12 protein-coding genes and 1 pseudogene are annotated in these 12,042 nt (G+C 41.7%); 7 read left to right on the top strand and 6 right to left on the bottom strand.

Features of this window, described 5'->3' with window-relative positions:
• Positions 1–69: 69 nt before the first annotated feature.
• The 5 genes from BW952_RS00850 (at position 70) to BW952_RS00835 (ending at position 4,457) form a co-directional block, all read left to right on the top strand.
• Entirely contained in the window at positions 70–303 is a 234-nt protein-coding gene (locus BW952_RS00850) for a hypothetical protein (RefSeq protein ID WP_045851065.1), read from the top strand.
• On the top strand, positions 290–874 hold the full coding sequence (locus BW952_RS00845) for a hypothetical protein (protein WP_052698458.1): 585 nt from the start codon (positions 290–292) through the stop codon (positions 872–874). Before BW952_RS00850 ends, BW952_RS00845 begins: the two co-directional genes overlap by 14 nt.
• Before the next feature lie 205 nt (positions 875–1,079).
• The gene (locus tag BW952_RS00840) at positions 1,080–1,511 is read left to right on the top strand and encodes a hypothetical protein (protein ID WP_045851066.1); all 432 of its coding nucleotides are present in this window, start codon (positions 1,080–1,082) and stop codon (positions 1,509–1,511) included.
• Positions 1,512–1,781: 270 nt separating this feature from the next.
• Positions 1,782–1,937 carry a putative holin-like toxin gene (locus BW952_RS19745; protein ID WP_269430734.1) on the top strand — a complete coding sequence of 52 codons (156 nt, stop codon included), beginning with the start codon at positions 1,782–1,784 and terminating at the stop codon, positions 1,935–1,937.
• A 207-nt stretch (positions 1,938–2,144) separates the two neighbouring features.
• On the top strand, positions 2,145–4,457 hold the full coding sequence (locus BW952_RS00835; protein WP_045851067.1) for a TOTE conflict system archaeo-eukaryotic primase domain-containing protein: 2,313 nt from the start codon (positions 2,145–2,147) through the stop codon (positions 4,455–4,457).
• 195 nt (positions 4,458–4,652) lie between these two features.
• Here BW952_RS00835 and BW952_RS00830 read toward each other — a convergent pair whose 3' ends face one another.
• From BW952_RS00830 to BW952_RS00820, 3 genes are all read right to left on the bottom strand, one after another.
• The gene (locus BW952_RS00830; protein ID WP_052698459.1) at positions 4,653–5,162 is read right to left on the bottom strand and encodes an SRPBCC family protein; all 510 of its coding nucleotides are present in this window, start codon (positions 5,160–5,162) and stop codon (positions 4,653–4,655) included.
• Positions 5,163–5,184: 22 nt separating this feature from the next.
• Positions 5,185–6,138 carry a calcium/sodium antiporter gene (locus BW952_RS00825; RefSeq protein WP_045851068.1) on the bottom strand — a complete coding sequence of 318 codons (954 nt, stop codon included), beginning with the start codon at positions 6,136–6,138 and terminating at the stop codon, positions 5,185–5,187.
• A 98-nt stretch (positions 6,139–6,236) separates the two neighbouring features.
• Positions 6,237–6,914: a type 1 glutamine amidotransferase domain-containing protein gene (locus BW952_RS00820; protein WP_045851069.1), complete on the bottom strand. Its 678-nt coding sequence runs from the start codon at positions 6,912–6,914 to the stop codon at positions 6,237–6,239.
• A gap of 308 nt (positions 6,915–7,222) precedes the next feature.
• On the opposite strand from BW952_RS00820, the pseudogene BW952_RS00815 reads away from it, so the two are divergent.
• Positions 7,223–7,792, top strand: a pseudogene (locus tag BW952_RS00815) (cytochrome c oxidase subunit II transmembrane domain-containing protein); the annotation flags it as partial.
• Between the two features lie 128 nt (positions 7,793–7,920).
• On the opposite strand, the gene BW952_RS00810 reads toward BW952_RS00815, so the two are convergent.
• The 3 genes from BW952_RS00810 to BW952_RS00800 are packed head-to-tail and all read right to left on the bottom strand — an operon-like array spanning position 7,921 to position 11,525.
• On the bottom strand, positions 7,921–8,301 hold the full coding sequence (locus BW952_RS00810) for a DUF6262 family protein (protein WP_045851070.1): 381 nt from the start codon (positions 8,299–8,301) through the stop codon (positions 7,921–7,923).
• Positions 8,288–10,387, bottom strand: a complete 2,100-nt coding sequence (locus BW952_RS00805) for a tyrosine-type recombinase/integrase (RefSeq protein WP_045851071.1) — start codon at positions 10,385–10,387, stop codon at positions 8,288–8,290. Before BW952_RS00805 ends, BW952_RS00810 begins: the two co-directional genes overlap by 14 nt.
• Positions 10,388–10,394: 7 nt before the next feature.
• Positions 10,395–11,525 (bottom strand): tyrosine-type recombinase/integrase, encoded by a 1,131-nt coding sequence (locus tag BW952_RS00800; protein WP_045851072.1) that lies wholly within the window; start codon positions 11,523–11,525, stop codon positions 10,395–10,397.
• A 238-nt stretch (positions 11,526–11,763) separates the two neighbouring features.
• Between BW952_RS00800 and BW952_RS00795 the strand changes: the two genes are divergently transcribed.
• Positions 11,764–12,036: a hypothetical protein gene (locus BW952_RS00795; RefSeq protein ID WP_052698460.1), complete on the top strand. Its 273-nt coding sequence runs from the start codon at positions 11,764–11,766 to the stop codon at positions 12,034–12,036.
• Positions 12,037–12,042: the final 6 nt, after the last annotated feature.

Below are 12,042 nucleotides of genomic sequence, written 5' to 3'. Positions count from 1 at the left end.
TTTCGAATTTCTTTTGTCGCGAATGCTGCAAAATCGGGTATACTAAAAGGAACGAGGAGGAGATTGTATATGAAAATCCAGTTTGATGCCTTGCAATCATCCATTGAATCCAAACGCCCAGCCGTAAATAAGAAGTTGTACCAGACAAAAACCGGCGGTGCGGCCTTCAGACGCTCGAGAATTCGTTCATCCGGCGAGTCAGAAGCCTTAACTGCTCTAGTATTAGCCAAAAAACGGCGTGCGTTACAGGAAGGGACCTTTATCATTAAAAGCGCAGGGAAGATCTATTTTGACGCCTATTGACCGGCTCAACAGAGAGCTATTATCCCTTATGCAGCTTCCTATTCGCGAGCGCATGTTTGAATTTGCCGGACTGATCACCGAATATATGGCTACCCAGCACATTAAGCCTGTGGTTGTCGGGGGACTAGCCGTTGAACTGTATACACTAAACCACTATACAACACATGATATTGATTTCATTTCCAGCGGATGGGAGAAATTCGATCAGCTGCTGACGAAGGAGCTTGGCTTTAGCCGAACAGCGCGTGAATGGTACCATGAAGACCTGGAAATCGCGATTGAAATCCCAGCGAGTCATTTAGAAGGAAACGAAGAAAAAGTCGTGGAAATCGAATTAAAAAGCGGCCGCAGCATTTTTGTCATTTCTGTAGAAGATATCATTATTCACCGGCTCGAATCTGTCCTCGTATCCAACGTTTTATTTCCTGAAGACCATGAGGATTATCAGTGGGCGTACCGAATGTTTTTGCTTCATCGGGATGATTTAATCGATCACGCGTATTTACGAGCTGAAGCTGTTAAATCCGGTACAGACAAATGGATCGAAAACTGGCAGCTGGCGGAACAATAAAATTTTCTTTTTTCTCAATATAACAAGTATACTTGGTTAATGAGAAAAAAGATATTCAACTTTCTATAATAAATATTATGTTAACTTCAAAAAAATAAACTTGCTTTTCGGGCTTTTTTACGCCCTTCCATCGTGCTTATTATATAATTAGTACCTTTTCTACGCTTTTAAAGCATGTAGAAACGATCGGAGGCTTTAACACCTTATGCTGACTTTTCTTCTTTCCATCTTGTTCTTCTCGTCAAATGTTCAAGCGCTGTCATGGGCTTATCCGTTTGTCGTCTGGGATGGCAGCGTGTATGAAGTGAAACAAAATGAGCCGCTCGATGATCAAAATATAGGGAAAGAAATCGGTGCAGTTGAAACGAAGCCGGATAATATGACCGGTGATCATTACGGCAACGCCTCTAACTTTTATGAAATCGGCACGCCATATGCTGAAATACAAGGCGTCTCTCCTACCGCTGCAATTGCGGTAAAAGATATGGATGTGTGGGTCAGGGCGGTATATGTTCACAAAGCACCGTTTCATCCAATGAACCTTGTTACCAACCCGCTGTTTTGGGGCAGCCTCGTTTTTCTTGCAGGAATCACCTTTCTTATTCTTCAGAGACATCATTTTTCCAAGAAAAATTGATGGAATTGATATTTCAGAATATCTTTAATTGGATAAAATGAGAAAAATTACGGGTTTTTATAATTCAATTATTTTTTTCAGAATAGTAATTTCGAGACTGACGAGAACTATTATCACGGTCATCATTTTCAAATACCACTTCAGAAAAATGCTGAATTTTGATTCTACCAACCAATCGCTTTTTGTTCGGAACAATGGTAAACTACCTTCAGCAGCGACATAAAGCGGACGGGCGGTTGGCACTCCCTTTAGAAAGAGGGTGTTATAATAATGGTAACGTATGAAGCAATGAACATGCTCTTTCAATTTGGCATGTTTCTCGCGGCAATAGTAACGACTGTGGTTGCGATAATGGCTCTTTACACCAATAAAAAAAGTAACCACCCTCCGCTTACCAGCAAGTATGCAGGGTGGTTACTTTTTTAGGTAAACATTCTTCAACTGGCCAACCACTCTTTAGGCGGTATGTCAGCTGCAGCGACCGGGTGTCTCACCACCCGGTCTTTTTTTGTATATAAACAGTGTACCACATTTTCATTTTTTTATGCATCCTAATGATTTTAGATCTATTAATGACCTTTCCATTTGAACAATGTATACTATTAAAAAAACAAACAAATTTGATGGTGACATATGAATATATATCATAAACTCGAAGAAGCTCTAGCTGAGTGTGATCGTTTAAAAAAGGAAAATGACTATTTAAAAAAGCTTGTGTCACAGTTAACAAAGACATCTGCCGAGTCTGCAAATGAAGAACTGAAAATTTTGACAAGTCAATCCCGACCAGAAGAAAAAATCCAATTGTTCAAAAGTTTATTTCAAGGCAGAGATGATGTCTATGCTTTACGTTGGGAAGCCAGAAACGGGAGGTCTGGCTACGTCCCTGCTTGTGAACATGAATGGAAAGCTCCCATATGTAAAAAACCTGAAATTAAATGTTCTGAATGCAAGCACCGCTCTCTTTTACCCTTAACGGACCAAATCATTTTTCAACATCTCAGCGGAGCTTGTACTGTAGGGCTGTATCCTCTTCAAATAGATGAAACATGCTCTTTTTTAGCTGTTGATTTTGATAAAAAAGACTGGATGCAAGATGTGAGAGCCTTTACAGAAACGTGCAAGCAGATGGGTATTCCGTACAGCATAGAGCGCTCTCGTTCAGGAAAAGGCGCGCATGTATGGATCTTTTATTCAGAAAGCATCCCTGCTTCTTTAGCAAGAAAGCTGGGAGTGGTCATTTTAGCAAAGACACTGGAAAAACGTCATGAGGTTGGGTTAGATTCGTATGATCGCATGTTTCCTAACCAGGATACTCTTCCAAAAGGCGGGTTTGGAAACCTTATTGCTCTACCGTTGCAAAAACAGGCTCGTTTAAAGGGAAACAGTGTATTTGTTGATGAAAATTTCACACCTTATAAAGATCAGTGGATGTATTTGTCTTCCGTGAAGAAGTTAACGAAACTGGAAGTGTTACGCCTCATTGAAGAAAAAAGGACCGAAAATCAGTTGGATGGGCCTTTGCCAAAAAGAATAGAAGTGTCACTTAAAAATGGTATACACATAAAAAAAGAACAGGTCCCCTCTTCTCTTATTACAAAGATGATGGAGCTGGCCGTGTTTCATAATCCGGCATTTTACAAAGCACAAAAAAATCGTCTCTCTACACACCAAATACCAAGAGTAATAAACTGTTCTCAAATTATCGCAGACGAGTTAATTTTGCCAAGGGGATGCCTAGAACAGCTTCAAGCCTTATTAAAAAGACTAGGTATTGAAATCGATATTAGTGATCAGCTGTTTGCTGGTGATGAAATCGATTGTTCTTTTGATGGTACTCTGTTGCCACAACAAGAAGAAGCATTACAAGCTCTACTCGAAAAGGAAAATGGTATTTTGTGTGCCGCCACAGGATTTGGGAAAACAGTCACAGCAGCAGCTCTCATTGGAGCAAGGAAAACAAACACACTCATCATTGTTCATCGAAAGCAATTAATGGACCAGTGGGCTGGGCAGCTTTCTTCTTTTTTAGGTGTCGATGTTGGAAAAATTGGTAGTGGAAATAATTCTGTCACAGGTGTTATCGATATCGCAACCGTTCAAAGTTTAAATTATCGTGGTGAAATTAAATCATTGATTACTCAATATGGACAGGTCATTATTGACGAATGCCATCATATTCCCGCCATTAGCTTTGAAAAAGTTTTACAGTATTTGCGCGCTAAGCACATTTATGGACTAACAGCCACACCTTCTCGGAAAGATGGCCTGCATCCGATTTTATTTATGCAATGCGGTCCGATTCGTTACAAGACAAACCTGAAAAAGCAGGCACAAATCCGGCCTTTTGGGCACAAGCTCCTCGTGAGACAAACTGATTTCTTGACTTCAAGCACCAATATGGCATTAATCTATGGTGAGTTGACTATAAATGAAGAACGAAACAATCTTCTTTTCGATGATGTTTTGAAAGCGCTTGATAGCGGGAGAACACCCCTTATACTGACTGAACGGGTGCAGCACGTCGAGATTCTTGCAAAACGATTTAGGAACTTTGCGAAAAATATTATAGTACTGGCGGGAAATCTGAAGAAAAAAGAAGTACAAAAAGCGATGGAACATCTTGCTCACCTTCCCTCTTCTGAAGAACGCCTTGTTATTGCAACAGGTAAGTTTATCGGTGAAGGATTTGATGACCCTCGTCTAGATACACTTTTCTTAGCCATGCCGATTTCGTGGAAAGGAACTCTTCAGCAGTATGTCGGCCGCATTCATAGAGTCTATAATGGCAAACAAGAAGTACAGGTCTATGATTATGTAGACAAAAAAGTACCGATCTTAAAAACCATGTATGAGAAACGCTTAAAAGGATATACTTCAATGGGCTATTCTGTAGAAGATGAAGCAGCAAGTGTCGCCGAGTCAAAACAAATGAAATTGTTTTAATGGGCATGCATTACTCGTTTTACAACAGAAAAAATAACCACCCTCCGCTAACGACCAAGTAAGCAGGGTGGTTATTTTGCAACACCTAGATTTTGCTTTACTGGCCAACCGCTCTTTTAGCGGTATGTCAGCTGTACCAACCGGGTGTCTCACCACCCGGTTTTTTTGTATATAAACAGTGTACCACATTTCGATTTATTGCGAAGAATCCCAGTTATGCGTATAGTTTTCCTCACAAAATTTCTCCAGCTTTTCGAATTGTTCAAGATACATCATGCGGGCGGCCCAGCCAAACAGGCGCGCGTTCATCCGGTAAAACCAGTTGGACGGGATCATGGTGACTTCAATCATCAGCCGCGTATACCCGCCTTCGCGGCTTAGCTGATAGCTTGTGGTGGATGTCCCTTCTTTCGTTTCGGCGGATACATCCACGCGGTACGGCGGTTCATACACGGTCAAAACAGCATCCACCGTGAACTTCTTTTTTTCAATAAGCTGGACCGATTTAAACCGAGAGCCTGCTTTTGGATTCAATTGATCTTCCGGGCTTTCATATACATTTTCCACTAAGTGATCATTCCACTGCAAAATCATTTCATCGTCATTGACGCATTTGAATACATATTCGGTTGGCGCATCGACGAGAAAATCATATTGGGCAATAAGTAGCTCTTTCACTTGTGTTTGTTCCAACTTTCTTTTCATTTAGACTCCACTATTGATCCGGTTAGTTACGCAAAATAACATAAACCAAATAGGCAATATACATAGCGGCAAGAACCGCTCCTTCCCCTTTGCCGACTTTCGAATGGGTTCTGGAAAACACGAGCAGCAGGATCGTTAACACAATCATGATCACCACATCTGTAAATACTTTGCTGTTGACGGCAAGTGGTGAAATAACGGACGATGTACCGAGAACGAATAAAATGTTAAAGATGTTGCTTCCGACAATGTTGCCGAGTGCAATTTCACTTTGTTTTTTCAAAGCAGCTGTAATGGATGTGACCAGCTCGGGAAGCGACGTTCCGATTGCGACGATGGTTAAGCCGACGAGTGTTTCACTCATGCCAAGCGCGTATGCGATTTCGGTACTATTGCTGACAACGAGATCGCCTCCAAAGATAATGGCGGCCAGCCCCAGCAGCGTGAACAGCGTGTTTTTCCCCCATGTTGTATTTACCGGCTGCTCTGCTTCTCCGCCATTGTTCCGGCTTTTCCGGGCGATTTCAAACACGTAATACATGAACACAGCGAAAAACAATAAAAAGATCAGTCCGTCGCTGCGTGTAATCAGGTTGCTGCTGAATCCTTGCAGAGCCATATCGCTCATCAGAACGAGCAGCGCCGCACTCGCAAGCAGCGTAAACGGGATTTCCTTCCGGATTGTTTCACTTTCCACCTTGAGCGGATTCAGCATGGCGGTGATGCCGACAACGAGTGTAATGTTAAAGATATTGCTTCCGATCACATTTCCAAGTGCCACATCTGCACTGCCCTCAAGCGCCGCGATGATACTGACGGTCGCTTCAGGAGAGCTCGTTCCAAAGGCGACGATCGTCAAGCCGACTAAAATCGGCGGTACACGAAGCAAGCCGGCAATATTGGATGCTCCTTCGACAAACCAATCCGCTCCTTTGATTAATAAAGCAAACCCGACAATTAATAATATGTACGCCATTCTTACCCCTCTTTCCCATTCTATATAGTCAAAAAAAAGAACACTTCCACTTGATTTTAGTGAAAGTGTTCCAATAAAGAAAGCTTTTTGTCTGCTTATTACTTATTTTTTAATGCCTTTACCAGCTCTTCGCCCATTAATTCTGAAGAAAAGGGATCTCGGCTCGTCACAATCTGATCGTCTGCCCAGACCGCATGTGCTTTTTTCTCAAGACTCCCTTTGTCGTACCGGGCTGTTTTCGTTAATTCATCCTCCAGGCTGAATGGCAGAATATCAAGCAGTCCCTCTGGCTCAATTTCATTCGGATAGCCTGTGACCGTTTTTCCTTCGATAATGCTTTTTCCGTCCGGACGAGTAGCCCAGATGAGCGGTGCGGGGCCGTGACATTCCGCTGCGACGATGCTTCCCTGGTCATACATGTCATTAATAAGTGAATGCAGATGGCTGTCTTTCGCAAGGTCGTACATTGCTCCGTGGCCGCCGACAATCAGCAGCGCATCGTATTCGCGAGCATGTACATCCGCTAATTTGACCGTGCTGTCCGCGCGTCCGGATTCGTACATTGCTTTGTATTTTCCATCCGGATCATAATCGCTTTGCAGGCTGACCTGGTCAAGCACCGGCTTGCCGCCAAGCGGTGAAGCAAGGTCTACTGTATGGCCCGCTCCTTCTAAACGCTCAAGAGGTGCAAACAGCTCTTCTGCCCACCAGCCGGTTTCGTAGTTATTTTGCTCGTCTTTATGTCCACTTGATAAAACAGCAATCACTTTTGCCATCGTTACCACTCCTCTTTTTCAATCTCTTTCTTTAAACTACCCCGTTTTTCGGCTCTTAATCACGAGGACATGTTTGCTGAAAACTGTCCAGCCGCAATTTTCCTTTTCCGGAAGGATCCATGCAAACTGTTGAATTTTTTGTGACACTGCCCATTAACCAATTGTTTTTTCCTATTAATAGGCTTAGCATAGGGGAAGGCGAAAAGATCGTTGCAATTCTTGTTTACCTACCTTAAACTGTTCAATTGTGAATATATTAACAATCTTTTCGCTTTCTACTAGGCTATTACATAAGAAAGGGGTACAGCATGAAAAAGAAATGGCTGTTATTGTCAGCAGTTATCACTATTGCCACGGTGCTTGCAGGATGTGAGAATCCACTCATGGTGCTCGATCCAAAGGGACCACAAGCAAAGACACTGTCTGACACCATTATTTTGTCCATCCTTGTGATGGCAGGCATTTTATTGGTCGTTTACGTGTTGTATGCGTTTATGCTCATTAAATACCGCGCGTCAAAAATGGGAAAGGATTACGAGCCTCCGCACGTAGAAGGCAGTACGAAGCTTGAAATTATTTGGACGGCAATTCCGCTTATTATTGTTGTGTTTTTATCCGTCATTACGGTGCAAAGTACAAGCAAAGTGGAAAGCACACCTGTCGGCTACGAGGATCAAGAGCCGCTAGTGATCTATGCTGCATCCTCCAACTGGAAATGGCACTTCAGCTATCCGGAAGAAGGAGTAGAAACAGTAAACTATGTGAATCTTCCTGTTGACCGGCCGGTTGAGTTCCGCTTATATTCATACGGTCCGATCACCAGCTTCTGGATTCCGCAGCTCGCCGGACAAAAGTACGCCATGAGTGCGCACGTCACTTTTATCAAGACCAAATATTTATAAATGGCTTAAACATAAAGTCCCTTGTATATTAGCTATGTATAATATAATCTTCTGCTGCTCCGTAATTAAACTTTTCTTTTATTTCACAAATAACGACCACAAATTTAAATTTTCTTATAAATCTCCCCATATGCCATTTTTAATTGCTCGCGCAATTCCTTGTTTTCCTTTTCTATCTTCTTAATTTTTCGCTGTAACGATGCAATAATCGCGTCCTTGTTGTTTTGGTCCATCTTATATTTAAGCATTTCTGGATGAGAGACATTAGCTTGCTGGTCACGCAATGTTTCAATGCGCTCACGAATGTCGGAATGATTGTAAAGGGTAGCTTTCGCCACACCCGCGAGACTTGCAACACTGTTAAAGTTTATCTTTCCCTTCGCTCTTACGAGCTTTTGGATGGCTTCATCCACTTTCCGCTGAGTTTGGGCTTTTCTGGACGAATGGATCGATTTCATATGATCAGTGCGGTTATAGCGAGCCATTTTGAACACCTAGCTTTCTGTTTACCCGTTCTAGCCGGCCAAAGATAATATTGCCCTCTTTTATCGTCTTTAGTATATTTTCATACCGGTTTAGATTTTTTTTGTTCTTCTCAGCGATCTCATGCCTTCCCACTTGTTTCAGGGAATCGATCATCTTAAGCGTTGTCTTTACTAATAACTCATATTTTTGGGTATCCAAGTCAGAAAACCCTATCGCCAAATCCTTACATGGACTTCCTCCATTGCACGTTAGGCAAGGGGGTTCTTCAGAATAAGGACAGTTTCCGTTCAATCGTGCGTGACAAGATCCGTAAGGATTGTCTATGGCATTTAATTTATGGTCCTGCCATAACGTTGTTAAAATATCCGATGGAATATCTTCATTTGCCTTTACTTCCTGTACTTCACCGTTGAGATCGAAACTGAATACTCCTTGCTTCATCGCCTCCTCAAATGCTTTGCGTTTTGTATTGTCGAGCAGCTTAGCGTACCGCAAAGTCATTTCTGGAGAAGCGTGCGCTAAAAGTTCCTGCACCGTTACGAGGTCAACTCCGCTATTTAACATTTTAACGGCATAGGTGTGACGAAACTGATGGGTCTTGAAGTGAAACAGATTTCCGTTTTCATCCGTGATATTTTTTGCTATTGCCAGCTCATTCAGTTTGACCCGGATCCATTCCGGGGTGTAAGGCTTTCCTTTTCTCGCTCCGCTATAACGGACAAAAATATACTTATCAGGGTTATTGTCATCATTGCTCAGAACTTTGGAATCGTTAATATTTGCTGCGATAATACTGGCTAAATCGTCATCGATTGGAACACGGTGGCCAATAACGAACGTTTTTTCAATGTCCGTCTCTATATAATATTTTCCGTTCAATTTGATTAAGCAATCCTGGGTGAGGCCTAAAACATCTGAAATTCTCATTCCCGTTTTAAATGCTACCCATACGACAGGTTGTGCCTCTTTAGGAAGGTCTTGAATATAGGTAAACAGCTGTTCAAGCACGGTATCAGGAATATAGTTTATTTGGTCGTGGGATTTCTTTTTTCGTTTCGGCCGGTCTTCAGGGAAAAGCAGGAAGCTTGGATGAGCTTCTGGGCCTTCGGTACTTTCATATCGGTAAAGATGCTCCAAGAATTTCCCGACACAATGTAGGTTCGTCGCAATATGGCTCTCAAAATGCTTGATTTTTTTGTTGTTCATGGAATAATGCCTGATCCAGCCTATATAGTTTTCAACGTGACGGCGTTTTAGGGAATTAAGGTTTTTCCAGGAAGGTTCTTCAGACAAAAGATAATTAATAAAGAGTGCAACATGTTTAATAAAATCAGTGGCTGCTGTAAAGGAATGCTGATTAAGCAGCCACTGTTTCACATAATGTTTCACTAGTTCCCTGAAAGGAGATGCCTTGATGCCAGAAAAATCAAGATAATAGGCAGCGGCACTTTTGTTGTAGTTCACCCCATATTGAGCATGTAAAATCCTTATATCCCAGCGGTCTTTTTCCCATTCTGGCCGGAAATCTGTTAATAGAAAGAGGTTTTTATGTACTAATCGGAAAAATGCAGCTATTGGTGACTGGCATACGTACTCCTTGTAGAAATAAGAACCCATCTTTTTTGTTTTATAGCCTTTTTTTGATAGCCAGGCTACCCAATCACGTTCTGTTCTTTCAACATCCACGTCAAGTAACGAGTGGACGGTGCCTAACTGCTCATTCAAAAATGCAGTCAATTTTGACAGGTGGGATGCACCAATTCCAAAAATCGTTGAGAGAGACCATTGGTCTCTAAATAACCGATGGTACCAGACGTATTTAATTTCCAAATTCACATTGGGATTTTTAATTTCAAATTTTAAGTTCTTGCGAGTTTGGTGGCGGGGAGGATTCCCGCTGAAATTCTCGATTTTTAGCAGGTCATCCATGTTCCACACATTGTTTTGTAAGAAGTACGGGTCCATAATGGTCTTGGTTATGATCGTTCCGTCTTTTTTATCAATGTGTTTTTCTGTATAAGTAGACAATTCCTTTTGTAACTGTTTGTGAAAGCCCAGCCTTTCTTTTTGCTGTCTATTTTCCATTCTTGATCTACCTCTTTCCTTTCTTGGTGACTTCATCGAACGCTACCTGAGCTTTTTCCCAGTTTTCACGGATTTCTTCATCGGAAAGATGAAGGTAGAAATTCATCGTTGTTTGTATTTGGGCATGCCCTAGCCTTTCCTGCACCTGTTTTATGTCTTTTGTCTGCTTGTAATACATAGTGGCATGCGTATGGCGCAATAGGTGGGGATGAACATGTATGCCGGTTTTCTTTTTTAGGCGTTTAAACAATGCTGATACGTCTTGGTAATTCATCGGTTCTCCAGTATTAAGCCCACGAAGTTTAACGAATAAAAAATTGGTGTCTATATGCAGATCATCTAAAACCTCATACAGGTAGTCATCATACAGATCTAGGAGCCTCTGTGATATGTAAATCTCCCGTTCTCCCGTTTTAAGCTTTGCCCCGTTTTTTAATTCCCCCCGGTCCACCAAACGAATTCGATGCCCATGTTTATGATCTAGTTTAAAGTCTTCAATGAAAAGGGAAAGTGCCTCACCAATTCGGAGTCCTGTTTCAAAGAGAAGGTGAATAAGCAGCCTGTCACGTGTGTTGGTTGTGGCTTCTAATAACATTTGAATTTTATCTTTCGATAAAATTTGCAAGACTCTTTTTGGTGCCTTTACTTTTAAAATGTGGTGGTGAGATGATTCTTTATTGGCTACATGATAGAGAAAACTCTTATATTTTGTTTTTCCTCCTGTGAATACCTGTTTATTGATCAGGTTGACCACATTTGTTTCAATTGCCTCAGTCCTGTACAAATAGTCATAAAAGTTTGTGACTGCCGTAACCGTAAGGTTAATTGTTGCTGCCGTCTTCGAGGCTTTTACAGGCTGCATGGATGCGATAGTTGCACTTTCAAAGGGATTTTGCAGCCATGATACAAAATGCACCAAATCTTCTAGTCTAATATTCTTGTAATCTCTTTTCATGTCCAATAGGTAAGTGAAATAGTGCTTCAATGCATAACAGTATGTCTTCTGTGTATTGTAGCTTTTGCCTGTGCTGTCGAGATATTTTAAGTATTTCATCACGGGGAGAACTGGAGAGCCATCCCCATTTACTAATATGTATCTCTTTTGGAAATTATCTAAAATAACCTCTTGTACTTTCAACAATCTACACCTCTATTCCCATCCAGGTTAACAATTATATTTTACATAATAAACATAGTTTTTCATATCAACATAACAAGTTTACTTTATTTAAAAAGGAGGGTTAAAGCGATTATATTGGACATTTTGTTCTCTAATTATTGTAGTTTGGTTAATAACAAAAATCAACCTGGCAGCAGATGTTCCGGGCTCTTATATGGGACGTAACTCGAACTTTAACGGTCAGGGTTATGCGCAAATGGAATTTGAAGCACAGGCGATGACGGCTGCTGATTTTGATGAATGGGTAAACGATGTGAAAACAACAGCGCCTGAACTAACGGAAGCTGAATTCGACGAGCTGCTTGAAACGGATTTTGTCGGCCGTGAATCGTTCTCGTCCACACATCTTGAATTCAGCCCAGCACCAGAAGGCGAGCACCATGGTGCACCAGCTTCAGACGAGGAAGACATGGAAACCGCTCCTTCTTCTGATACCGACCATTTCCATCACCAGGAGGCAGAAGAATGATGAAAG

The organism is Domibacillus enclensis (genome assembly GCF_900156125.1).
Taxonomy (GTDB): Bacteria; Bacillota; Bacilli; order Bacillales; family Domibacillaceae; genus Domibacillus; species Domibacillus enclensis.
Note: the sequence above shows the minus strand (reverse complement) of the source record. Positions and strands in the feature narration are given on the sequence as shown.

Bases quoted from the DNA above. Each gene is read 5' to 3' on its own strand.
- BW952_RS00830 (WP_052698459.1), bottom strand. From the start codon at position 5,162: ATGAAAAGAAAGTTGGAACAAACACAAGTGAAAGAGCTACTTATTGCC.
- BW952_RS00810 (WP_045851070.1), bottom strand. From the start codon at position 8,301: ATGGCTCGCTATAACCGCACTGATCATATGAAATCGATCCATTCGTCC.
- BW952_RS00795 (WP_052698460.1), top strand. From the start codon at position 11,764: ATGGAATTTGAAGCACAGGCGATGACGGCTGCTGATTTTGATGAATGG.
- BW952_RS00805 (WP_045851071.1), bottom strand. From the start codon at position 10,387: ATGGAAAATAGACAGCAAAAAGAAAGGCTGGGCTTTCACAAACAGTTA.
- BW952_RS19745 (WP_269430734.1), top strand. From the start codon at position 1,782: ATGGTAACGTATGAAGCAATGAACATGCTCTTTCAATTTGGCATGTTT.
- BW952_RS00825 (WP_045851068.1), bottom strand. From the start codon at position 6,138: ATGGCGTACATATTATTAATTGTCGGGTTTGCTTTATTAATCAAAGGA.
- BW952_RS00820 (WP_045851069.1), bottom strand. From the start codon at position 6,914: ATGGCAAAAGTGATTGCTGTTTTATCAAGTGGACATAAAGACGAGCAA.
- BW952_RS00850 (WP_045851065.1), top strand. From the start codon at position 70: ATGAAAATCCAGTTTGATGCCTTGCAATCATCCATTGAATCCAAACGC.
- BW952_RS00835 (WP_045851067.1), top strand. From the start codon at position 2,145: ATGAATATATATCATAAACTCGAAGAAGCTCTAGCTGAGTGTGATCGT.
- BW952_RS00840 (WP_045851066.1), top strand. From the start codon at position 1,080: ATGCTGACTTTTCTTCTTTCCATCTTGTTCTTCTCGTCAAATGTTCAA.